Origin of the sequence: Streptomyces sp. NPDC006435 (assembly GCF_040612315.1) — a bacterium.
GTDB lineage: Bacteria > Actinomycetota > Actinomycetes > Streptomycetales > Streptomycetaceae > Streptomyces.
This window is the reverse complement of the sequence record NZ_JBEXPY010000004.1, coordinates 38,694-61,800: the sequence shown is the minus strand read 5'-3', so window position 1 is coordinate 61,800 and position 23,107 is coordinate 38,694. Positions and strand designations below refer to the sequence as shown.

Here is a 23,107-nt window from a genome sequence, read left to right as displayed (position 1 = left end):
CCGCAAGGAGAGCAACCACCCGATGACGACGACCGCCATCACCAACATCGCGAGCCTGGTCACCAACGACCCCTCCCTCCGCGCGGATTCCCCCCTGGGCCCGGTCCGGGACGCGGCCGTCGTCATCGAGGACGACCGGATCGTCTGGGTCGGTGCGTCGAGCGCAGCACCCGCCACCGACGACGTCGTCGACGCGGGCGGGCGGGCGGCGATCCCCGGCTTCGTCGACTCCCACTCCCACCTCGTGTTCGCGGGCGACCGCACCGAGGAGTTCAACGCCCGGATGTCCGGCCGCGCCTACAGCGCGGGCGGCATCAGGACCACGGTCGCCGCGACCCGCGCCGCCACCGACGACGAGCTCTCCGCCAACGTCGCCCGTTACCTCGCCGAGGCGCTGCGCCAGGGCACCACCACCGTCGAGACCAAGTCCGGCTACGGCCTCACCGTCGAGGACGAGGCCCGCGCCCTGCGCATCGCCGCCCGGCACACCGAGGAGGTCACCTACCTCGGCGCCCACATCGTCTCCCCGGACTACGCCGACGACCCGGCCGGCTACGTCGAGCTGGTCACCGGGGCGATGCTCGACGCCTGCGCCCCGTACGCCCGTTGGGTCGACGTGTTCTGCGAGCGCGGCGCCTTCGACGGCGACCAGGCCCGTGCCGTCCTCACCGCGGGCCGGGCCAGGGGCCTGCACCCCCGCGTCCACGCCAACCAGCTCGGCCACGGCCCCGGCGTCCAGCTCGCCGTCGAGCTCGACGCCGCGTCCGCCGACCACTGCACCCACCTCACCGACGCCGACGTGGACGCCCTGGCCCAGGGGAACACCGTCGCGACGCTGCTGCCCGGCGCCGAGTTCTCCACCCGCGCCACCTGGCCGGACGCCCGCCGCCTCCTCGACGCGGGCGCCACCGTCGCGCTCTCCACGGACTGCAACCCGGGCTCGTCGTTCACGTCCTCGATGCCCTTCTGCATCGCCCTCGCCGTGCGCGACATGGGAATGACGCCGGACGAGGCGCTCTGGTCGGCCACCGCGGGCGGCGCGGCGGCCCTGCGGCGCACTGACATCGGCCGCATCGTCCCCGGCGCCCGCGCCGACCTGGTGCTCCTCGACGCGCCCAGCCACGTCCACCTCGCCTACCGGCCGGGCGTTCCGCTGGTCCACGCGGTCTGGCGGCGGGGCGAGCGCGTCCTCTGAGGGCGGTCGGGCGGCCGGGTGCCCCGACCGGCATCCGTGCGCGGCCCGGTGACGGGGCGTCGACATGCGGAAGGACCCGCCCCTGCCGGGACGGGTCCTTCGTCGAGGGGCGACGCTCACTCCTCCAGCGTCAGCCCCCTGCGTAGTTTGACCAGGGTGCGGGAGAGCAGTCGCGACACGTGCATCTGGGAGATGCCCAGCTCCTCGCCGATCTCCGACTGCGTCATGTTGGCGACGAACCGGAGCGAGAGGATCGTCCGGTCGCGCCGGGGCAACGAGGCGATCAGCGGTTTCAGGGACTCGACGTACTCGATGCCCTCCAGCCCGTGGTCCTCGTAGCCGATGCGGTCCGCCAGCGCGCCCTCGTGCTCGTCCTCCTCGGGCTTGGCGTCCAGCGAACTCGCGGTGTACGCGTTGCTGGCCGCCATGCCCTCGACGACCTCGTCGTCGGTGATGCCGAGGCGGTCGGCGAGCTCGCCCACGGTGGGCGATCGGTCCAGTTGCTGGGCGAGCTCGTCGCCCGCCTTGGCCAGGTCGAGCCGCAGCTCCTGCAGCCGGCGCGGAACGCGCACGGACCAACTGGTGTCGCGGAAGAAGCGCTTGATCTCGCCGATGATGGTCGGCATCGCGAACGTGGGGAACTCCACGCCCCGGCTGAGTTCGAACCGGTCGATCGCCTTGATGAGCCCGATCGTGCCGACCTGGACGATGTCCTCCATCGGCTCGCTGCGGGAGCGGAACCGGGAGGCGGCGAACTTGACCAGGGCCAGGTTCAGTTCGACGAGCGTGTTGCGGACGTACGAGTACTCGTGGGTGCCCTCCTCGAGGGATTCGAGCCGCGCGAAGAGCGTCTTCGACAGCGCCCTGGCGTCCAGCGGCCCCACCTCGTCGTAGGGCGGGATCTCGGGAAGTCCTTCGAGGCCGTCGCCGTGGTCGGTGGCGACGGGGCGGCCTCCGGTGTCATCGAGGTGACCGGAGCCGGTGGTGCTGACAGCAGTACTGATGGTGCTGAGGGTGTTGCTGCTCCGCGCGCCGTCCGTGGCGTTCGCGGCAGGGGAGTCTGAGGGGGTCAGTCCTTGAGGACCTGCTGACGTCGCGTCGGGGGTACGCGGTCCGTCGAGCCGGGGTGACATGGTCTCCTCCATCGTTCTCGGCATATGGCTGCCGATGCCCATACGTGTTCCTGCGGTGAAGCGGCGCCTCCGAAGCCGGCCGTGTTTTTTGGGGTCCCTCTACCCTTACCCGTTACGGACGGACAGTTACAAGCGCCAATTGATGCCATATGTCCGGTTTGTTGAGGTCTTCGGGTATCGCGTGGCGCACAGAGCGCGTACTGTTTCAAGAACGTCAGAAGCAGCACATACGGATCTGCGCACGCGGGGACGCGGCCAGTGACGAACGGCGAAGAGGGACGGGCATGGACCGCGGGACGGTCGGCAGCGCTAACCGGGGACGGCTTCAGGTCGAGGTCCGGACCGAGGGACGCAGCGAGGTCGTGACGCCGGTGGGTGAGCTGGATCACCACACGGCAGACCTGTTGCGGGAACCCCTGGAGCACGCGGTCGAACAGGGGCGGTCGCGCCTGGTGGTCGACTGCTCGCGCCTCGAATTCTGTGATTCCACCGGGCTCAACGTGCTGCTCGGTGCCCGCCTCAAGGCGGAAGCGGCCGGGGGAGGGGTCCATTTGGCCGGAATGCTGCCGGTGGTGGCGAGGGTCTTCGAGATCACCGGGGCCGAGGCGGTCTTCACCGTCCATGACTCCCTCGAAGCCGCTCTGGACGGGTGACCGCGCCGCGCGATCGCGACCCGGGTGCGCCGTCTGTTGCCCGTGTCACGTGATCCGCGCGGACGAAGCGGGTGTTGTCACGATTCGGCCGGGCAGAAGACATCCGGCGGGGCCACGGGCGACCGGCGCGCTCCACATCCGTACCCGTACCTGTATCTGTACCTGAAACTGCGACTGTCACATTGTTTCGATGGCGACATGGTGAATCGGTGAGGTGAAGCGCTGATGAGCACCACCCGGCAGCATCCGCCGGGCGACCTCGGCCGCGAGCCGGAGGACGTCGGCGTGGACGCACCCCTGGACGCGGGCGCCGGTGCCGCCTCCTCCTCCGGACCGGCCGAGTGGCAGTGGCACACCCTGTCGCTGCGCGACATCGGCGGCACCGTGCCGACGGCCCGCGACTTCGCCCGCCGGGCGCTCCACGAATGGGGCTGGCTCCCCGCGGCCGGCGCCGACGGCCGGGCCGCCGCCGAGGACGTCCTGCTGGTCGTCTCCGAACTGGTCACCAACGCCTGCCTGCACGCGGGCGGCCCCGAGGAGATGCGCATCGCCTACACGGCGAAGGTGCTGCGGGTGGAGGTCGTCGACTCGGGCGCGGGACAGCCCGCGCCGCGCACCCCGCACCGGGCCGGCCGGCCCGGCGGCCACGGAATGTTCATCGTGCAGCGGCTCTGTCTGGACTGGGGCGTCCTCCGGGTGCCCGGCCGGCCCGGCAAGACGGTCTGGGCGGAGCTGGCCGCCCCCGCGTAGGGCGCCGCCCGTACGCACACCCCCCAGGAGCGCGCCGGATCGGCGCGCTCTTTGTCTTCCCTCCTCAAGGTGCCGGGCGTACCTTGAGCGCCGATCTGATGTGTCGTCAGTAACTTGCGTCGGTGCGCCGCGGCGCGCGCGACGGCTCCCGAGGATTTCCGGCGACTTCCGGTGACTTCCGGCATGAGGGGAACTCAGAGGTGTCCTACCAGAAGCGAACAGCTCTCGCGCTGGCGTCCGCGCTGGCGGGCACGGTGGTGCTGATGACCGCGCCCGCCGCCCACGCCACCGTCGTGGACGTCGACTACAAGTGCAAGACCCCGATCGGCGACAAGAGCGCCGTGTCCCCCATCGACATCAAGAGCGTCAGGAGCGGTAGTGGCTACCGGCTCACGATGTCCTTCCAGAAGGGCGTCTCGTCCAGCCCCGTCGAACTGGGCAAGGGCGCGATGAACCCCAGCGCGGTGATCGAGGTGGGCGGCGCCGACCCGGGCCGGGTCCAGGTCTCCGGCCCGTCGAACTCCGCGGCGATACCCGCCAACACCCCCATCAAGATCAGCGACCTGTCGGGCACGTACACGCCGAGGAAGAGCGGCAAGGTCGACTTCACCGCCGGGGTGCTCACCATCAAGGCGCTGGGCACGACCACCACCTGCACCCCCGCCAACAACCCCGGCCCGTCGCTCCGGCTCGACGTGACGGCCGCCGGGGGCGGGGGCGGCACGGCGTCCGGCGGGGGCGGGAACGACGACCCGGCCGGCGGGCAGCTGCCGAAGACCGGTCCGCTCGACTCGGCCGTGGCGCTCGGCACGCTCGGCGGCACGGTGCTGCTGACCGGCGCGGCGGGGGTGCTGTGGCTGACCCGGCGGGGACAGCGGCCGGGGGCGGTGGGTCGCTAGGCGGTCCCGCCGACCCGACGCACCAGGTACGCCCGCGGCCGGTACGTCCGGGCCCGCGGTCCATGCCCCAGCCGCCGTCACGCACAGGGAGCCGCCCATGCCGCCGCCGACGACCGGCCGCGCCGCCCGACTCGCCCTCGCCGTACTGCTGTGCGCCCTCGCCGTGCCCCCGGCGGCGGCCGCCGCTCCCCGGGCGCCGTCGCCCGCGAAGGACGCGTCGTGGACGGCGCGGCCCGCCGGGAGCGGTTCGGGCGGGAAGGGCGGCAGACCGTACTTCTACCTGGAGGGGGCGCCCGGCAGCGTTCTGCAGGACCGGCTCTCCGTCACCAACCCCGGCCGGTCCCCGATCACCGTGCGTCTGCGCGGCACGGACGGGCCCGGGGCGGGGACCGCGCCGCGGCCGGGCACGGAGGGCGCGCCCGGCACCGGCCCCGGGGCCTGGCTGCGGGCCGCCGCCACCGAGGTGACCGTGCCCGCCCGCACCCGCGCCGACGTGCCGTTCACCGTCACGGTCCCGGCCGGGGCGGTGCCCGGCGACCGCTCCGGCGCGATCGTCGTACGAGGCGGCGCCCGCTCGGTCGAGGTGGACCTCCGGCTGCGGATCGGCGGACCGGCCGTGTCCGCGCTCACCGTCGAGGACGTCACCGTGTCCGGCCGGACCATCCGCTACACGCTGGTCAACCGGGGCAACACGGTCCTCGCCCCGGAAGTCGCCGTCCGGGCCGACGGGCTGTTCGGGACGCTGCTGCGGCGCGAGGCCCGCGCCCTGCCGGTGCGCCTGCTGCCCGGACAGCGCCTCGGGCTCACCGAGCCGTGGCGGGACACCCCCGCGCTGGACTCGACGACCGTACGGCTGCGCGTCACCGCGGCGGGCGACGCGCACGGCGAGGCGACCGCCCACGCGGTCTTCGTCCCGTGGGCGCCGCTGACCGGCGGCGCGCTGTTCCTCCTGGCCGCCGTCGCCACCGGCGCGTACGCGTACCGGCGCCGGCGCCCGCGCGGCCGGCCGGTGGACGACGGGCGACCGGCGGGCGAGGACCGGCCGGTGGACGGCGGACGGCTGCCGGGCGGCGACCGGTCCGAGCGGGACCAGCGGCACTCCGGGACGAGGCATTCGGTGCAGGCGGGAGCGGAATCGTGACTGGACAGGCCGGACCGGCGGCACTCCGGAGAGGCGGCCGGCGACGGACCGCGGCGCTGCTCGTCGCACTGCTGCCCGTGCTTCTGCCCGCCCTCCTGCTGCTCCCCGCGACCGGGGCCGGAGCGGGCACCAGGGCGGCAGCGGACACCGGGGCGGGGGCGAAGGCGGCGACGGCGGCGGACGCGAAGCCCGTGGTTACGCTCTCCGCACGGCAGGCGGGCAAGGGTGGCGGGATCACCGTGAAGGGCCGCGGCTGGCGCCCGAACGCGTTGCTGATGATGCTGATCTGCGGCCGGTCCACCCCGGACCGCGGCGTGATCGGCGGCACCAACTCCTGCGCCAACGCCGACGGCCGGGCCGTCACCACCGACGCGAAGGGCGGCTTCCGCAAGAAGCTGCCGGTCGCCGAACCGCCCGTGCCCTGCCCCTGCGTGGTGCACGTCGCCACCGTCACCGGCGAACGGGCCGACGCCGACGCCGTGTTCGTCGTCGCGGGCCACCCGACCGCCCCGCTGCCGAAGGAGGGCACGGGCGGCAGGCTCGCGGTGCTCGCCACCGCGCGGCTGGAGGGCGACAGCGGAATCCTCACCTGGTTCGGGGCCCCGCCCGCCCGGCGCCTCGTCCTCACCGTGGGCAACCTCGGTTCCGCCCCGGTCGAGGACCCGGTCTTCGAGATCGGCACCGCGCACGGCGTCTTCGCACCGCAGTGGGAGGAACGGCCCTGGCGCGGCACCATCGCCTCCGGCCGCAAGGCCCGGATCGAGCTGCCGGTCGAGCTGGCCGCGGGCGCCCACGGCGACTACCAGATCTCGCTCAGGTACGGCGGCAAGGTGCTGGTCGAGCAGCCGTGGGGGGTCGGCCGCCCCTGGGGGGTCACGCTCTTCTGGGTGCTGCTGTGCCTGGTGGTGCCGGCCGCCGTGTTCCGGATCGGCATGGCGGTCGTCGACAAGGTGCGCCCCCGCTCCGCGCGCGCTCCGGCCCGTTCCCCGGCCCGCTCCCCGCGCGCTCCGGCCCGCGCCGGACGCCGCCGTCCGCGTCCGGCCGCCGCGACCACGAACCCCCCGGCCGGGTCCGCCGACGACCCGGCCGCCACCACGGCCGCGCTGCCGTGGTTCACCCCCGATTCCGCACCGTCAGGGAACAGACCGACGACGAAGGGACAGTCGTGAGTACGCAACGGAGGACGGTCGCGGCGGGAGTCGCGATGATGCTCGGCGGGGCGGGCCTGCTGCTGGCCGCCACCCCGGCCCAGGCCGCCGACATCTCGTACAGCACCGAGTGCATACCCCCGCCCATCTCCGGGCTGCCGCCCGTGCAGGGCACCACCGTGGTGCAGCTGACCGCACCGGCGGAGGCCGAGGTCGGGGACACCGTGGAGGTGGTGTGGAAGACGGTCCAGGCCGCTTCCAAGAACCCCGACATGCTCGACCTGGGCAAGGACACGGTCAAGCCGACCGGCACGATCAAGCTGGGCGGCGCGGCCACGGGCACCCTGCGGATGGAAGGACCGCGGCAGAACCCGCCGATCCCGAAGAACAGCGACATGCTGCTGTCCGACATGAAGGGCACGCTGAAGCTGGAGAAGGCCGGTGAGATCACGCTGACGCCGGACGCGTACGACATCAATGTCTCCAAGCCGATCTCCACGGACACCAAGTGCAGCCCGAAGGCGGCCGTGCAGCCGGGGGCGACCATCAAGGTCACCGACGGCGGCTCGACGACCACGGGCGGCACCAGCTCCGGCACGACCAGCGGCACGACGAGTGGCACGAGCGGTGGCACCAGCTCCGGTTCCACCGCCGCGGGCGGTACGACCTCCGGCACCACCTCGGGCTCCGGCGGCAGCACGTCGGCCTCCGGAGGGACCACGTCCGGAACGACGTCCGGAACCACGTCGGGCACCACGTCAGGTTCCACGTCCGGTTCCGGCGGGGGCGACGGGCAGACCGACTTCCCGGGCAAGGAGGTCTCCGCCAACTTCACCTGCACGTCCCCCGGCCCGGCCGACATCGCCTCCAAGGTGACGATCAATGCCAAGAAGAGCGGCGGCAGCTACGCGCTCACGGTCAAGACGGCCAAGGGCGTGATGGACAGCCCGGCCGCCCTGCCCGCCGGTGCGCTCAAGCCGTCCATGGACATCACCCTGGGCGGCGCCGACAAGGGATCGGTGAAGGTCACCGGACCGGCCAACACCGAACCGCTGGAGCAGGGCAAGCCGGTCGACCTGTCCGACATGACCGGCACCTACAAGCCGGGCGCGTCCGGCAAGTCCACGCTCAGCCCCGGCACCCTGACGATCGACGTCACCCTGGGCGCCTCGAAGATCAGCATCCCCTGCAAGATCAAGGGCACGGTGAGCCCGTCGCTGGAGCTCGACACCACCGCCCAGGAGGGCGGCGCGTCCGGCTCCGCCACCTCGGGCTCGGCCGGGGCCACCGGCTCCGCGTCCGGCTCCGCGGCCTCCGGCGGCGGACTGGCCGACACCGGGGCCGGGGACCACGGCACCCTGCGCGCCCTCGGCCTGGTCGCGGGCACGGCGATCCTGCTCGGCGGCGCCGTGTTCACCTTCACCCCCTGGCGCAGGCTGCGCGGCACCGCCTGAGCCGTACCCGTGGCCGTGCGGGAAGCACCCGTACGGGAGCACCCGGGGCCGTCGCACCGCCGGCGCGGCGGCCCCGGAACGCACCGTGCCCGCGCCGTCCGGATCCTCCGGACGGCGCGGGCACGGTGCGTGCGACGCGGGGGAGGTGCGTCAGCGCACGTCACCCATGAGCTGGGTGACCTTCTTGCGGTACATCCAGATCGCGAACGCCGCGACGACCGCGAGCGCCGCCTCCATGGCCACGATCCCCGTCCTGTTCAGGTCGACACCCGCCAGCGACAGCAGGCTGGTGGTGCAGTCGCCCGCGGTGACCGCGAGGAACCAGACACCCATCATCTGGCTGCCGTACTTCGCCGGAGCCATCTTCGTGGTGACCGACAGGCCGACCGGGGAGAGGCAGAGCTCACCGACGGTCTGCAGGAAGTAGATCGACACCAGCCACATCGGGCTGACCTTGTCGCCGTCCGACGCCATGGTCAGCGGCATCATGAAGACGAAGAAGGAGACACCGACGAGGAAGAGGCCCGAGCCGAACTTGACGACCGTGCTCGGCTCCTTGCCGCGCCGGTTCAGCGCCAGCCAGATCCAGGCGACGACCGGGGCCAGCGCCATGATGAAGACCGGGTTGATCGTCTGGTACCAGGAGGTCGGGAAGTCCAGGCCCAGCACGCTGTTGGTGGTGGAGGACTCACCGAAGAGCGACAGCGTGGAGCCGCCCTGGTCGTAGATCATCCAGAACACGGCGGCGGCCACGAAGAACCAGATGTAGCCGGACATCTTCGACTGCTCGGCCTTCGACAGGTCCCGGTCCCGCTTGATCCGGGTCAGCACCGCGATCGGGATGATCAGACCGGCGACGGTGATCGGGACGAGCGCCCAGTTCAGGGTGTAGACGTCGGTGGCGACGAGCACGCCGTAGAAGACGACGGCGACGATCAGCCAGATCAGACCCTTGCGCAGGGTGGAGCGGCGCTCCTCGGCCGACAGCGGCTTCGGGACGACGCTGCTGCGCGCGCTGAGGTGGCGGGTGCCGATGAGGAACTGGGCCAGACCCAGCGCCATGCCGACCGCCGCGAGGGCGAAGCCGAGGTGCCAGTTCACCTTCTCGCCGACGGTGCCGATGATCAGCGGCGCGGCGAAGGCACCGAGGTTGATGCCCATGTAGAAGACGGTGAAGCCACCGTCGCGGCGCGGGTCCTCCGGACCGTCGTAGAGGTGGCCGACCATCGTCGAGATGTTGGCCTTCAGCAGCCCCGAGCCGAGCGCGACGAGCGCCAGACCGGCGAAGAAGGTGCCGGAACCGGGCAGCGCGAGCGTCAGGTGGCCCAGCATGATGACCGAGGCCGAGACGGTGACCGTCTTGCGCGGCCCCCACACCCGGTCGCCGAACCATCCGCCGGGCATGGCGAGCAGGTACACCATCGCCAGGTAGATGGAGTAGATCGAGGTGGCCGTGGCCGCGTTCATGTCCAGGCCGGAGCCGGACACCAGGTAGAGCGGAAGCAGGGCCCGCATGCCGTAGAAGCTGAAGCGCTCCCACATCTCGGTCATGAAGAGAGTGGCCAGGCCGCGGGGGTGGCCGAAGAAGGTCTTCTCGGATCCAGAAGTACTGGCCGGGTCCTTCGTCAGGCTGGACGCCATGGTCGATCCTTGTGTGCTCGGGACGCGACGCCTTGTGAGCGTGGTGCGCCCGGTGGGGGGAGGCCGGCACCGGCACGGACACGTCCCGCTCCCCGACGCCCCGGAGGAGATTTCGTCCCGACCGCCGTACTCGTCGAGGAGCCGGCGGAGCGACGGGGACCGACCGTGCAGGGATCCACGCCCGGTGCGCATCCTCGCGCTCCGGGCCCGGCCGCAGGTCATTCACTGACATTCACGACTGGCGGGTACCAGCCGGCAAAACAAAAGAGACCCTCGGCGCTAAAAGCTGCCCAAGGGTCCTTGAGTGGTGCAACAGGCGTCGAGCAACCATACGACATGACAGAGCCCGAAATGAACGGACTTGAGAGATGGATCACAGGTCCCGGTGGAGTCGTGTCCACGCATTCGAAGGTTTCCCTCCCCTTATTTCGCAGACCCGCAGGGCTTTTGGATCACCTCCCGGCATCCGCCCCGCGCGGACTACCATCACTGCATGACCCGTGTACTGCTCGCCGAGGACGACGCGTCCATCTCGGAGCCGCTGGCCCGCGCACTGCGTCGGGAGGGTTACGAGGTCGAGGTCCGCGAGGACGGTCCGACCGCGCTCGACGCCGGCCTCCAGGGATCGATCGACCTGGTCGTGCTCGACCTGGGCCTGCCCGGGATGGACGGGCTCGAAGTGGCCCGCAGACTCCGCGCCGAGGGCCACACCGTCCCGATCCTGGTGCTGACCGCCCGCGCCGACGAGGTGGACACCGTCGTCGGCCTGGACGCGGGCGCCGACGACTACGTCACCAAGCCCTTCCGGCTGGCCGAACTCCTGGCCCGGGTCCGGGCCCTGCTGCGCCGCGGCGCCACCGAGCCCGCCCCGCAGCCCGCGACGCACGGCGTCAGGATCGACGTCGAGTCGCACCGGGCCTGGATGGGCGACGAGGAACTCCAGCTCACCGCGAAGGAGTTCGACCTGCTCCGGGTCCTGGTGCGCGACGCCGGCCGGGTCGTCACCCGCGACCAGCTGATGCGCGAGGTCTGGGACACCACCTGGTGGTCGTCGACCAAGACCCTCGACATGCACATCTCCTGGCTCCGCAAGAAGCTCGGCGACGACGCAGCCAACCCGCGGTACATCGCGACCGTGCGGGGCGTCGGCTTCCGCTTCGAGAAGAGCTGACGTCCCGGGCAGCACCGGAGCCCGGGAAGGACCGACGAGCAGAAGCAACCATGCGCCGCAGACTGATCAACTCCACGCTCGCCGTGGTGCTCGTGGTGATCGCCGTCTTCGGCGTCTCCCTCGTCATCGTCGAGACCCGCACCATCAGCAACAGCGCCCAGGAGAGCGTCGACTCCGAGGCGCTGCGGCTCATCAGCGTCGTCGAGAGCCGGCTCGTGGAGGACGAGCGGCTCACCCCCGGCCTGCTCTCCCAGCAGATCGACAGCAAGCGCTACGCGCTGGTCAAGGTGCCCGGCCGGCCCGCGATCGAGGTCGGCGAGCGCCCCACCGGCAGTGTGATCCGCGGCACGGCCGAGGGGGAGCACGGCGAGCGGGTCACCGTCGAGGAGTCCAGTTCCGCGGTCACCCGCGAGGTCGGCCGCACCCTGATGATCATCGGCGCGGTGGCCCTGCTGGCCATCGTCTCCGCCGTGCTCCTGGCGGTGCGCCAGGCCAACAGGCTGACCCTGCCGCTGACCGACCTCGCCGAGACCGCCGAGCGCCTGGGCTCGGGCGACCCGAGGCCCCGCCACAAGCGGTACGGGGTGCCGGAGCTGGACCGGGTCGCCGACGTCCTGGACGCCTCCGCCGAACGGATCGCCCGGATGCTGACCGCGGAACGCCGACTGGCGGCCGACGCCTCGCACCAGCTCCGCACGCCGCTGACCGCGCTCTCCATGCGGATCGAGGAGATCTCCGTCACCGACGACCCGGACACGGTGAAGGAGGAGGCGAACATCGCGCTCACCCAGGTCGAGCGGCTCACCGACGTGGTGGAGCGGCTGCTGACCAACGCCCGCGACCCGCGCACCGGCTCCGCCGTCGTCTTCGACCTCGGCGAGGTGGTCAAGCAGCAGATCGAGGAGTGGCGTCCGGCCTACCGGAGCGCGGGCCGCGCCATCGTCTGCTCCGGCAAGCAGGGGCTGCGGGCCGTCGGCACCCCGGGCGCGGTCGCCCAGGTGTTGGCCGCACTGATCGAGAACTCGCTGATGCACGGCGGCGGCACGGTCGCGCTGCGCACCCGGGTCACCGGCAACCAGGCGGTCATCGAGGTCACGGACGAGGGCCCCGGCGTTCCCGCCGATCTCGGCGCCCGGATCTTCGAGCGGACGATCAGCGGCCGCAACTCCACGGGCATCGGCCTCGCCGTCGCCCGGGACCTCGCGGAGGCGGACGGCGGCCGTCTCGAACTGCTCCAGCAGCAGCCGCCGGTCTTCGCCCTGTTCCTCAGCCGGGTGGCCCGGGAGCGGGAGGAACCGGAACGCCCGGTGCGCTGACCGGCGGCCGGGGCGTACTGACAGCCGGGGGCGTGCGTACCGGCTGCCGGCGTACCGGGCACCACCGCCCCGTACCGGGCACCGGCTACCGGCGTGCCGAATCCGCCCCGACCCGCGGCAGCCGCTCAGTGCGGCGCTGCTTCAGGAGCCCCTCGGCGACCCTGACGGGCGGCCCGTCCGGGGAGTCCGCGGCGGCATCGGCCACGGTATCGGTCACGGTGTCGGCCGGGGCATCGGTCGCGGCATCGGCCACGGCGTCGGTCGCGGTGTCGGCCGGGGCATCGGTCGCGGCATCGGCCACGGCGTCGGTCGCGGTGTCGGCCGGGGTCGCCTCGTCGGGCCGGGGCCTCGTCTCGGGCAGTGCCTTGAAGACCCACGTCCGGTAGGACCAGAAGCGGAACATCGTCGCGATGCCGATCCCGAGGATCTTGAAGACATTGCTCTGGACCGGGCTGTTCCAGCCGAAGCCGTACGTCGCCGCGTACAGCACACCGGACTCGATCACCGCGCCCACCGCGCTGAACAGCAGGAACAGCGTCAGCTCCCGGGTGCGCCCGCTCTTGTCGCGGTCCCGGTACGTCCAGTAGCGGAAGCCGAGGTAGTTGCCGAAGACGGCGATCAGGGTCGCCAGCAGACCGGCCCGGACCGTCGGGATGTCCGTGTACCGCCAGAGCAGGTTGGACGCCCCGATGTTGACCACCAGGCCGACCCCGCCGACCACGCCGAACTTGGCGATCTCCCGGGCCAGCAGATCCAGCCTGGCCCGCAGTGCGCCCCGTTCGCCCATGGTGATCGCTCAGCCCGTCCGTCGATTACGTCAACCCGGTCATGCTAACCAGCCCGTCCGCGCCCCGCCCCGGATGCGGGGTCCGGTGTGGCGATGCTGTGACGTGACCGGGCGGCGGACGGACCGGGGCGGAGAGCGTCGTCCGAGGGCGTCGTCGGAGGGTCTCCGGGGCGGCGGATACCCTGGAGGAGTGACGTTTCCGGTAGTCGGCATGGTCGGTGGCGGTCAGCTCGCCCGTATGACCCACGAGGCGGGCATCCCCCTCGGCATCAAGTTCAAGCTCCTCAGCGACACCCCCCAGGACTCGGCGGCCCAGGTGGTGAGCGAAGTCGTCGTCGGCGACTATCGCGACCTGGACACGCTGCGCGCCTTCGCGCACGGTTGTGACGTGATCACCTTCGATCACGAACACGTACCGACCGAGCACCTGCGGGCCCTGGAGGCGGACGGCATCCCCGTGCGCCCGGGACCCGACGCGCTGGTGCACGCCCAGGACAAGGGGGTGATGCGCGCGAAGCTCACCGAGATCGGCGCGCCCTGCCCCCGCCACCGCATCGTGGCGGACCCGGCCGACGTGGCCGCCTTCGCCGAGGAGACCGGCGGTTTCCCCGTCGTCCTCAAGACGGTCCGCGGCGGCTACGACGGCAAGGGCGTCTGGGTGGTCCGCTCCGAGGCGGACGCGGCCGACCCCTTCCGGGCCGGTGTCGCGGTCCTCGCCGAGGAGAAGGTCGACTTCGTACGGGAGCTGGCGGCCAACATCGTCCGCTCGCCGCACGGCCAGGCCGTCGCCTACCCGGTCGTCGAGTCGATCCAGGTCGACGGCGTCTGCGACACGGTCATCGCCCCCGCCCCCGAGCTGGACGAGAGCCTCGCCGGCGAGGCCCAGCAGCTCGCCCTGCGGATCGCCTCCGAACTGGGCGTCGTCGGCCACCTCGCCGTCGAGCTCTTCGAGACCCGTGACGGCCGCATCCTGGTCAACGAACTCGCGATGCGCCCGCACAACTCCGGGCACTGGACCCAGGACGGCGCGATCACCTCCCAGTTCGCCAACCACGTCCGGGCCGTGCTCGACCTGCCGCTCGGCGACCCCCGCCCGCGCGCCACCTGGACGGTCATGTCCAACGTCCTCGGCGGCGACTACCCGGACATGTACCAGGCGTACCTGCACTGCATGGCCCGCGACCCGCAGCTCAAGATCCACATGTACGGCAAGGACGTGAAGCCCGGCCGCAAGGTCGGACACGTCAACACCTACGGCGACGACCTGGCGGACGTGCGGGAGCGCGCCCGGCACGCGGCCGACTACCTGCGAGGAACGATCACCGAATGACCTCCCCCGCCACCGCCGCACCCCTCGTCGGCATCGTCATGGGCTCGGACTCCGACTGGCCCGTCATGGAGGCCGCGGCCAAGGCCCTCGACGAGTTCGAGATCCCCTACGAGGTCGACGTCGTCTCCGCCCACCGCATGCCGCACGAGATGATCGCGTACGGCGAGCAGGCGGCGGAGCGCGGTCTGAAGGCGATCATCGCGGGCGCGGGCGGTGCCGCCCACCTCCCCGGCATGCTCGCCTCCGTGACCCCGCTGCCGGTCATCGGCGTGCCGGTCCCGCTGAAGTACCTGGACGGCATGGACAGCCTGCTGTCCATCGTGCAGATGCCCGCCGGGGTGCCGGTCGCGACCGTCTCGGTCGGCGGCGCGCGCAACGCGGGCCTGCTCGCCGCCCGCATCCTCGCCGCCCACGACGGCGAGCTGCTGGCCCGGATGCGGGAGTTCCAGCAGGAGCTGAACGACCAGGCGACGGAGAAGGGCAAGCGGCTCCGCAGCAAGGTCCAGGGTTCCGACTCCTTCGGCTTCGGGAAGTAGGGGCCGTGGAGCGGTTGGAGCGGGCGAGGGAACTCCTCGCCGAGTACCCGGTCGTCGACGGGCACAACGACCTGCCGTGGGCGCTGCGCGAGCAGGTCGGCTACGACCTCGACGCCCGCGACATAGCCGGCGACCAGTCGGCCCACCTGCACACCGACATACCCAGGCTGCGCGCGGGCGGTGTCGGCGCGCAGTTCTGGTCCGTCTACGTGCGGTCCGACATGGCGGGCGACGAAGCGGTCAGCGCCACCCTGGAGCAGATCGACGTCGTCACCGAGCTCCTCGCCCGGTACCCCGCCGACCTGCGGCGCGCACTCACCGCCGACGACATGGAGGCGGCCCGCGCCGAGGGCCGCATCGCCTCCCTGATGGGCGCCGAGGGCGGCCACTCCATCGACAACTCGCTGGGCACCCTGCGCGCCCTGCACGCACTGGGCGTCCGGTACATGACGCTCACCCACAACGACAACATCGCGTGGGCGGACTCGGCGACCGACGAACCGGGCGTCGGCGGCCTCTCGCCCTTCGGCCACGAGGTCGTACGGGAGATGAACCGCACCGGCATGCTGGTCGACCTCTCCCACGTGGCGGCCACCACGATGCGCGACGCGCTGGACACCTCCACCGCGCCGGTGATCTTCTCGCACTCCTCCTCGCGCGCGATCTGCGACCACCCGCGCAACGTCCCCGACGACGTCCTCGGCCGGCTGCCCGCCAACGGGGGCATCGCCATGGCGACCTTCGTGCCGAAGTTCGTCCTCCCGGAGGCCGTCGCCTGGACCCTGGCCGCAGACGAGAACATGCGCGCCCACGGCCTGCACCACCTGGACACCACCGAGCGGGCCATGCGGATCCACGCCGACTTCGAGGCGGCCCACCCGCGCCCGGTCGCCACCGTGGCGACGATCGCCGACCACCTCGACCACATGCGCGAGGTCGCCGGCATCGACCACATCGGCATCGGCGGCGACTACGACGGCACGGCCTTCCTCCCGGACGGCCTCCAGGACGTCTCCGGCTACCCGAACCTGATCGCGGAGCTCCTCGGCCGCGGCTGGTCCGCCGCCGACCTCGCCAAGCTCACCTGGCGCAACGCGGTACGGGTGCTGCGCGACGCCGAGGACGTGGCGCGCGAGCTGAGTACCCGCCGCGGACCGTCGCACGCCACGATCGAGCAGTTGGACGGCCCGGCCGCCTGACCGGCCCCGGCCACGACGGACGTGTGGGGTGCCCCTCCCGGAGGGGCACCCCACACGTGTTTTCCGGGCCGGGCCCGTACCTGAGCCGGGTCCTCAGTTCAGACACAGACAGAACGGGTGCCCGGCCGGGTCCGCGTACACCCGGAAGCTCCGCTCCCGGTCCGCCGCGTCCAGCACGGTGGCGCCCAGCGCGAGCACCTCCTTCTCCGCAGCGTCCAGATCCGGCACGACCAGGTCCAGATGGAGCTGCTGCGAACCGTCCGGGGCCGGCCACTGCGGCGGTACGTGACCGGGCGCGGCCTGGAACGCGACGACAGTGCCCCCGACCCCGGTCAGCTGCACCCAGTCGTCACCGCCGCGCTCGATCTCCCCGCCGAGCAGTCCGGCGTAGAAATCGGCGAGTGCGGCGGGGGCGGGGCAGTCCAGGACGACGGCACCCAGTGTGGCCAGAGCCATGACGTGTTCCTCCTCGGGACGACATGGTTACCGCTACATCGGTTCAACCGGTAACCGTTACTGCATGCTGCCCTATGACGGGTAACGTCGCAACCATGAGCGAGAAGGAATCCGCGCCCGGTGGACTCGCGCTGATCGAGGCGCTGGTCAACACGCTGGACATCGAGACCGGCGCGGACCGCCTCGACACGGAGGACGGGCGCGCCGCGTTCGGCATCGCCGAGCAGGACGCCGGTGACGCCCGGGAACTGCGCGAGGCGCTGCGCACCGTCTGCCTCGCCCACGCCGGCCACCGCCCGCCGGACGCCGCCGCGCCCCTGCTGGACCGGCTGCTCGCCGGTGCGCCGCTGCGCGTCACCGTGGACGCGGCGGGCGCCGCGGCCCTGCGCCCCGCCACCGAACCCGCCGGGCTGACGGTGCGGGTCGCGGCGGCCATCGCCACCGCTGCGGCCGACGGCACCTGGGCCCGGCTCAAGGCGTGCGAGGCGGAGGACTGCCGGTGGGCGTACTACGACCGCAGCCCGGCGGGGCGCCGCCGCTGGTGCTCCATGTCGGTGTGCGGCGCCCGCGCCAAGATGCGCACCTATCGCGCGAGGCGCGCCTAGGGCTTCTCGCCGCCGCCCGGTGCACACGTACGGTGCCCGGCCCCGCGCGCCCCAGGCCGGGAGCTCGTAGCCTTGATCCATGGCGAAAGCCGCATCCGACAGCGGGCCGGACAGCAGTGGTGAACCGGATGGAAGCCGCGAGAAGGGCGACGTCCCCGGGAGCACCCCTTCCGACGGCCCGGCGCCCACGGCCCCCGCGGCCGGGAGCGGCTCCGGCTCCGGAGCCGCATCCGACACCAGAGCCGGAGCCGTCGAGCTCCCCGTATGGACCAAGACCCTCGGCTGGTGCGGTGTCGCCGGCCTGATCTACCTGCTGATCTGCGCAGTGAGCATCATCAGCCGCGGCTTCGCGGGGCTGGGCGGCGACGCGGCGCACACCATGTTCGCCTTCGCCGAGCACCCGTGGGTCGGGCTGAGCGTCGGCGTTCTCGGCACGGTCCTGATCCAGTCGTCGACCACGACGACGGCCATCGCCGTCACCGCCGTGGGGTCGGGCGCGTTGCCCATCCAGGGCGCGATCCCCATCATCCTGGGCGCGAACGTCGGCACCACCGTGACGACGAGCCTGGTCGCACTGACCTTCATCGGCGACCGCACGGAGTTCCGCAGGGCGCTGGGCGCCTCGACCGTCCATGACTTCTACAACTGGCTCGCGCTGCTGATCTTCTTCCCGATCGAACTGATCTGGCATCCGCTGGAGCACATCAGCGGGGCGCTGACCAACGCGCTGTACGGCACGGACTGGCTGCCGAACCCGGCCCACTTCAACTTCATCCGGGCGGCCACCGGACCGGTGGAACACGGAGTGGTCCACGCGACCTCACAGGTCAGCAGCGCACTCGGTCCGCTGTTCACCATCGTGATCGGCGCCGTGCTGATCCTGGTGGCCGTCCGCTACCTGGGAAAGCTGCTCAAGATGCTCATGGTCGGCAGGGCCCGCGACACCCTGGTCAAGGCCGTCGGCCGCAATCCCTACCTCGCCATGGCGTCGGGCATGGGGGTGACCGTCATCACCCAGTCCTCGACCATCACCACGTCCGTGCTGGTCCCCTTCGCCGGAGCGGGCGTCCTGACACCGGCGCAGGTGTATCCCGTCGTGGTCGGCTCCAACCTCGGCACGACGTTCACGGTGGTCTTCGCGGCGTTCGCGGGGGTCGGACAGGACGCGAGGATCGGCCTGCAGGCGGCCTTCGTGCACCTGATCTACAACCTCTTCGCGATCGTCGCGATCTACGTGATCCCGCTCCTGCGCCCCGTGCCGCTGTTCTGCGCCGAGAGCCTCGCCCGCGTCGCCTCCGAGCACCGGTGGGTACTCGCCGTCTACCTCGGCACCGTCTTCATCGCGCTGCCCGCCCTGGTCATCGTGCTGGTGGGCGTGGTCTGACGCGCGACGCGCGACACCCGGGCCCCGACGGCGGAACCCGCCGGAGCCCGAGGCCACCCGGACCCGGCCGATCCGCCCGGATGCTCAGGCCTTCGGGCGCCCCATGGCCCGGTACGTCCAGCCGGCCCCGCGCCACAGCTCGCCGTCGAGCGCGTTGCGGCCGTCCAGGACGATCCGCCGGGACGCGATCGCGCCGAGCTCCGCCGGGTCCAGCTCGCGGAACTCGCGCCACTCGGTCAGGTGCAGCACCACGTCCGCGCCGCGCACCGCCTCCAGCGCCGACTCCGCGTAACCGAGGGTCGGGAAGAGCCGCCGGGCGTTGTCCATGCCCTTCGGGTCGAAGACGGTGACCTGACCGCCCTGGAGGTGGATCTGCCCGGCCACGTTCAGCGCGGGCGAGTCCCGTACGTCGTCCGAGTCCGGCTTGAACGTCGCGCCCAGCACCGCCACCCGCTTGCCCAGGAAGGAGCCGCCGCCCACGGCCTCACGGGCCAGCTCCACCATGTGGCCGCGGCGCCGCATGTTGATCGAGTCGACCTCGCGGAGGAAGGTCAGCGCCTGGTCCGCGCCGAGCTCACCGGCGCGCGCCATGAAGGCCCGGATGTCCTTGGGCAGGCAGCCGCCGCCGAACCCGATCCCGGCCCGCAGGAACTTCGACCCGATCCGCTCGTCGTGCCCGATCGCCTCGGCCAGCTTCATCACGTCGCCGTCGGAGGCCTCGCAGACCTCGGCCATGGCGTTGATGAACGAGATCTTCGTGGCCAGGAACGAATTGGCCGCGGTCTTCACCAGCTCGGCGGTCGGGAAGTCCGTCACCACGAGCGGCGACCCCTCGGAGATCGGCGTCGCGTACACCTCGCGCAGCAGCTTCTCGGCCCGCTCGCTCGCCACGCCGACGACGATCCGGTCCGGGTGCAGGGTGTCGTTCACGGCGAAGCCCTCGCGCAGGAACTCCGGGTTCCAGGCCAGCTCCGCGTCGGCGCCCACCGGTGCCAGCTCCGTCAGCCGCGCCGAGAGCCGGGCCGCCGAGCCCACCGGGACGGTCGACTTCCCGACGACCAGCGCGGGCCGGGTCAGGTGCGGGGCCAGCGACTCGAACGCGCTGTCCACGTAGCTCATGTCGCAGGCGTACTCGCCGTGCTTCTGCGGAGTGTTCACACAGACGAAGTGGACGTCGCCGAAGGCCGCGACCTCTTCCCACGAGGAGGTGAACCGCAGGCGCCCCGTGGACCCCTCGATGCCCTCGACGTGCCTGGGCAGCAGCTCCTCCAGGCCGGGCTCGTACATCGGTACCCGACCGGCGCCCAGCATCTCGATCTTCTCGGGCACGACGTCGAGGCCGAGCACTTCGAAGCCCAGTTCCGCCATGGCCGCGGCGTGGGTGGCGCCGAGGTAGCCGGTGCCGATCACAGTGATCCTGAGGGCCATGGAACGCTCCTGGGAGATGCGGACAGACGTGCGGTGAACGAGCATAGTCGTGCTCCTGGAGGCCCGGTTTCCGACCGGCTGCGAGGCTTCTGCCACCCCTGTCGTGAAGCTCACGCACGCTCGGCATAGGCCATCGTGGGAGCCTGGATCTAAAATTGGGTTACTTAACGGTAGTTAGCGTCTTTGGGGAGTGAGCGTCTTGGCGGGTTCGACCGATTTCGACCTGTACCGTCCGGCCGAGGAGCACGAGATGCTCCGGGAGACGGTGCGCGCGCTCGCCGAGGCGAAGATCGCCCCGCACGCGGCCGCGGTCGACGAGGAGGCGCGCTTCCCGCAGGAGGCGCTCGACGCCCTGACCGCCGCCGACCTGCACGCGGTGCACGTGCCCGAGCAGTACGGCGGCGCGGGCGCCGACGCCCTCGCCACGGTCATCGTGATCGAGGAGGTGGCGCGGGTCTGCGCGTCCTCCTCCCTGATCCCGGCCGTGAACAAGCTCGGCTCGCTCCCGGTGATCCTCTCCGGCTCCGAGGACCTGAAGAAGAAGTACCTGGGCCCGCTCGCCAAGGGCGACGGCATGTTCTCGTACTGCCTCTCCGAGCCCGACGCGGGCTCCGACGCGGCCGGCATGAAGACCCGCGCCGTGCGCGACGGCGACTTCTGGGTGCTCAACGGCGTGAAGCGCTGGATCACCAACGCGGGCGTCTCCGAGTACTACACGGTCATGGCCGTCACCGACCCGACCAAGCGCTCCAAGGGCATCTCGGCGTTCGTCGTCGAGAAGTCGGACGAGGGCGTCTCCTTCGGCGCCCCGGAGAAGAAGCTCGGCATCAAGGGCTCGCCGACCCGCGAGGTCTACTTCGACAACGTCCGCATCCCCGCCGACCGCATGATCGGCGAGGAGGGCACCGGCTTCGCCACCGCGATGAAGACCCTGGACCACACCCGCATCACCATCGCGGCCCAGGCCCTCGGCATCGCCCAGGGCGCCCTGGACTACGCCAAGGGCTACGTCCAGGAGCGCAAGCAGTTCGGCAAGCCGATCGCCGACTTCCAGGGCATCCAGTTCATGCTCGCCGACATGGCCATGAAGCTGGAGGCGGCCCGCCAGCTCACCTACTCGGCCGCCGCCAAGTCCGAGCGCGTCGACGGCGACCTCACCTTCTTCGGCGCCGCGGCCAAGTGCTTCGCCTCCGACGTCGCGATGGAGATCACCACGGACGCGGTCCAGCTGCTCGGCGGCTACGGCTACACGCGGGACTACCCGGTGGAGCGGATGATGCGCGACGCCAAGATCACCCAGATCTACGAGGGCACGAACCAGGTCCAGCGCATCGTCATGGCGCGGAACCTGCCGTAACAGTTTTGGCAGGTTGATATCCGTCCCTGGTGTTCTGGGAACGGTGATCGGCTTCCGGCCCCGTTTCAGGTCTGTTCTGGCGTCATGCCGAGGAACCCCTGGGCGGAGACTGGGCCAGGAAGCGCCGCTGACCTGCATAAGTGACAAGGCCCCTGGTGCCCCCAGGGGCCTTGTTCAGTTCGGCGGGGCCCTGGGCGGTGGTCAGGAGGTGTAGATCGTGGGGCGCTGCGCCACCTGGTCGGAGGTGAGTCCTTCCACTGTCAGGTTGCCCGTCCAGAGCCAGTCACGGTTGGCGTAGGTCGCATCGAATCGGACGCGCTTGCCGCCGGGTTCGAGTCTCCACCCTCGTTGCTGGAACTGCGCGATGCGGTCGCTGCCGCAGACGAATGCCCGGGTGGCCTGCGTGAGTACCCATTGGGCCAGTTCCTTCTCCCCGGCCGTGGCCCGTTCGCAGGTGCGGGCCATCTGCCACAGCCGCCCCCACTCGATTCCTGGAGTCAGCGGGCCGACGACGGCCACCTCTCCCAGCCGCCGCTGGTCGAGGTGATGCGTCGCGTATCCGAGGACCACGCCGAACACGGCGAACACGGTGACCCTGCTGCTCCCGGTCACATCCTTGTCGGATGCCATGGGCAGTACCTTTGCTCGGGGTGGGCCCCGGGCGCCTGTGACGTGCCCGGGTCCCACTTCGTACGAGATACGAGAGGGGATCACGCCGCGATCCCCGTGCCTGTCAGCGGTTCAGCAGCACGGGCCGTCGCCGCAGCACGCGGGCTGGTTGCACTCGGCCGCGGTGCCCCACAGCCGGGCATCGACGTCGAACCCGGCGGCCTCGATCCGGCCGGTCACCGACACCATCAGTCCGCGCGTGCGCACCTTGGACTTCGGGGCGTGGTGAACGAAGAAGCCGAACTGTTCGTGGCACCAGTCGGCGTACTCCTGGGTGTGGAGCATGAACGTGTGCCAGCCGGGGTCCACCTGCCGGCTGGGCGCCATGTCGTACGCCTTCCGGCTGCCCAGGACGTACACGAACGCGATGGCCTGGTCCATCACACGGTCGGCCACGCACCGCTCAAGGCCGTACTCGTCCGCACAGAACGCGGCGAGCCGGTCGAACAGCCCGGGATCGACGAGGTCCCGCCCGCGCCGCAGGACGGCAGGCGTTTCCAGCACGGTCGTCATCGGGTGACTCCTTCTGTCGATGGGGAGAGACCAGGCAGGGGACGAAGTGGGAAGCGGTGCCCGCCAGTGCCGCCGGACTCGCCGCGAAGGCCGGTCTTCTCCGGCTGCGGCATGTCTTGCTGCTCGCTGTTGCTGCTCACTCGTCCACCCGCAGGACGAGTGCCACGTCCGTGAATCTCCGGGTGAATGTGTCGTGCCCGGTCAGACCGGTGTGGGCCATGCACTGACGGTCCACCTCGGCCACATCGGAACCTTCGGACGCTTTCCAGTCGCATTCGTTCTGTCGGCAGAACGCGGCCACGTTCGCTTGGCCTTCGGGGTGCCTGATGATCCGGTGCTTCA

21 protein-coding genes and 1 pseudogene are annotated in these 23,107 nt (G+C 71.5%); 15 read left to right on the top strand and 7 right to left on the bottom strand.

Annotation, left to right across the window (positions count from 1 at the left end; genetic code table 11):
- Positions 1-22 precede the first annotated feature (22 nt).
- Positions 23-1,195 carry an imidazolonepropionase gene (gene hutI, locus ABZZ04_RS06295; protein WP_356931021.1) on the top strand — a complete coding sequence of 391 codons (1,173 nt, stop codon included), beginning with the start codon at positions 23-25 and terminating at the stop codon, positions 1,193-1,195.
- Positions 1,196-1,311: 116 nt separating this feature from the next.
- Here hutI and ABZZ04_RS06290 read toward each other — a convergent pair whose 3' ends face one another.
- Positions 1,312-2,328, bottom strand: coding sequence for an RNA polymerase sigma factor SigF (locus ABZZ04_RS06290; protein ID WP_356931020.1), 1,017 nt, complete (start codon positions 2,326-2,328; stop codon positions 1,312-1,314).
- A 284-nt stretch (positions 2,329-2,612) separates the two neighbouring features.
- On the opposite strand from ABZZ04_RS06290, the gene ABZZ04_RS06285 reads away from it, so the two are divergent.
- From ABZZ04_RS06285 to ABZZ04_RS06260, 6 genes are all read left to right on the top strand, one after another.
- Positions 2,613-2,981, top strand: coding sequence for an STAS domain-containing protein (locus tag ABZZ04_RS06285; RefSeq protein WP_356931019.1), 369 nt, complete (start codon positions 2,613-2,615; stop codon positions 2,979-2,981).
- A 225-nt stretch (positions 2,982-3,206) separates the two neighbouring features.
- Positions 3,207-3,731, top strand: coding sequence for an ATP-binding protein (locus ABZZ04_RS06280; protein WP_356931018.1), 525 nt, complete (start codon positions 3,207-3,209; stop codon positions 3,729-3,731).
- Between the two features lie 200 nt (positions 3,732-3,931).
- Entirely contained in the window at positions 3,932-4,630 is a 699-nt protein-coding gene (locus ABZZ04_RS06275; RefSeq protein ID WP_356931017.1) for a peptidase, read from the top strand.
- A 97-nt stretch (positions 4,631-4,727) separates the two neighbouring features.
- Complete coding sequence (locus ABZZ04_RS06270) at positions 4,728-5,771, top strand: hypothetical protein (RefSeq protein ID WP_356931016.1); 1,044 nt, start codon at positions 4,728-4,730, stop codon at positions 5,769-5,771.
- 56 nt (positions 5,772-5,827) lie between these two features.
- Positions 5,828-6,940 carry a hypothetical protein gene (locus ABZZ04_RS06265; protein ID WP_356931265.1) on the top strand — a complete coding sequence of 371 codons (1,113 nt, stop codon included), beginning with the start codon at positions 5,828-5,830 and terminating at the stop codon, positions 6,938-6,940.
- A gap of 35 nt (positions 6,941-6,975) precedes the next feature.
- A complete protein-coding gene (locus tag ABZZ04_RS06260) occupies positions 6,976-8,373 on the top strand; it encodes a hypothetical protein (RefSeq protein ID WP_356931264.1) in 1,398 nt (465 codons plus the stop codon).
- 150 nt (positions 8,374-8,523) lie between these two features.
- Here ABZZ04_RS06260 and ABZZ04_RS06255 read toward each other — a convergent pair whose 3' ends face one another.
- A complete protein-coding gene (locus ABZZ04_RS06255; protein ID WP_356931015.1) occupies positions 8,524-10,014 on the bottom strand; it encodes an oligopeptide:H+ symporter in 1,491 nt (496 codons plus the stop codon).
- A gap of 493 nt (positions 10,015-10,507) precedes the next feature.
- Here ABZZ04_RS06255 and ABZZ04_RS06250 point away from each other — a divergent pair, with 493 nt between their 5' ends.
- A complete protein-coding gene (locus ABZZ04_RS06250) occupies positions 10,508-11,185 on the top strand; it encodes a response regulator transcription factor (protein ID WP_148838303.1) in 678 nt (225 codons plus the stop codon).
- A 50-nt stretch (positions 11,186-11,235) separates the two neighbouring features.
- Positions 11,236-12,501 (top strand): ATP-binding protein, encoded by a 1,266-nt coding sequence (locus tag ABZZ04_RS06245; protein WP_356931014.1) that lies wholly within the window; start codon positions 11,236-11,238, stop codon positions 12,499-12,501.
- A gap of 355 nt (positions 12,502-12,856) precedes the next feature.
- On the opposite strand, the pseudogene ABZZ04_RS06240 reads toward ABZZ04_RS06245, so the two are convergent.
- Positions 12,857-13,288, bottom strand: a pseudogene (locus ABZZ04_RS06240) (GtrA family protein); the annotation flags it as partial.
- A gap of 73 nt (positions 13,289-13,361) precedes the next feature.
- Here ABZZ04_RS06240 and ABZZ04_RS06235 point away from each other — a divergent pair.
- The 3 genes from ABZZ04_RS06235 to ABZZ04_RS06225 are packed head-to-tail and all read left to right on the top strand — an operon-like array spanning position 13,362 to position 16,353.
- Positions 13,362-14,618, top strand: a complete 1,257-nt coding sequence (locus tag ABZZ04_RS06235; RefSeq protein WP_356931013.1) for a 5-(carboxyamino)imidazole ribonucleotide synthase — start codon at positions 13,362-13,364, stop codon at positions 14,616-14,618.
- Positions 14,615-15,154: a 5-(carboxyamino)imidazole ribonucleotide mutase gene (purE, locus tag ABZZ04_RS06230; protein WP_356931012.1), complete on the top strand. Its 540-nt coding sequence runs from the start codon at positions 14,615-14,617 to the stop codon at positions 15,152-15,154. The genes ABZZ04_RS06235 and purE overlap by 4 nt, the downstream gene beginning before the upstream one ends.
- Positions 15,155-15,159: 5 nt before the next feature.
- The gene (locus tag ABZZ04_RS06225; RefSeq protein ID WP_356931011.1) at positions 15,160-16,353 is read left to right on the top strand and encodes a dipeptidase; all 1,194 of its coding nucleotides are present in this window, start codon (positions 15,160-15,162) and stop codon (positions 16,351-16,353) included.
- Between the two features lie 93 nt (positions 16,354-16,446).
- Here ABZZ04_RS06225 and ABZZ04_RS06220 read toward each other — a convergent pair whose 3' ends face one another.
- The gene (locus tag ABZZ04_RS06220) at positions 16,447-16,809 is read right to left on the bottom strand and encodes a VOC family protein (protein WP_356931010.1); all 363 of its coding nucleotides are present in this window, start codon (positions 16,807-16,809) and stop codon (positions 16,447-16,449) included.
- Between the two features lie 95 nt (positions 16,810-16,904).
- On the opposite strand from ABZZ04_RS06220, the gene ABZZ04_RS06215 reads away from it, so the two are divergent.
- Complete coding sequence (locus tag ABZZ04_RS06215; RefSeq protein WP_356931009.1) at positions 16,905-17,414, top strand: CGNR zinc finger domain-containing protein; 510 nt, start codon at positions 16,905-16,907, stop codon at positions 17,412-17,414.
- 79 nt (positions 17,415-17,493) lie between these two features.
- Positions 17,494-18,798, top strand: a complete 1,305-nt coding sequence (locus tag ABZZ04_RS06210) for a Na/Pi symporter (protein ID WP_356931008.1) — start codon at positions 17,494-17,496, stop codon at positions 18,796-18,798.
- Positions 18,799-18,882: 84 nt separating this feature from the next.
- Here ABZZ04_RS06210 and ABZZ04_RS06205 read toward each other — a convergent pair whose 3' ends face one another.
- A complete protein-coding gene (locus ABZZ04_RS06205; RefSeq protein ID WP_356931007.1) occupies positions 18,883-20,226 on the bottom strand; it encodes a UDP-glucose/GDP-mannose dehydrogenase family protein in 1,344 nt (447 codons plus the stop codon).
- A gap of 199 nt (positions 20,227-20,425) precedes the next feature.
- On the opposite strand from ABZZ04_RS06205, the gene ABZZ04_RS06200 reads away from it, so the two are divergent.
- Positions 20,426-21,583 (top strand): acyl-CoA dehydrogenase, encoded by a 1,158-nt coding sequence (locus ABZZ04_RS06200; protein WP_148838296.1) that lies wholly within the window; start codon positions 20,426-20,428, stop codon positions 21,581-21,583.
- Between the two features lie 201 nt (positions 21,584-21,784).
- Here the strand turns inward: ABZZ04_RS06200 and ABZZ04_RS06195 are convergent, their stop codons facing one another.
- Positions 21,785-22,213: a hypothetical protein gene (locus tag ABZZ04_RS06195; RefSeq protein WP_356931006.1), complete on the bottom strand. Its 429-nt coding sequence runs from the start codon at positions 22,211-22,213 to the stop codon at positions 21,785-21,787.
- 111 nt (positions 22,214-22,324) lie between these two features.
- Positions 22,325-22,765: a hypothetical protein gene (locus ABZZ04_RS06190; protein WP_356931005.1), complete on the bottom strand. Its 441-nt coding sequence runs from the start codon at positions 22,763-22,765 to the stop codon at positions 22,325-22,327.
- Positions 22,766-23,107 lie beyond the last annotated feature (342 nt).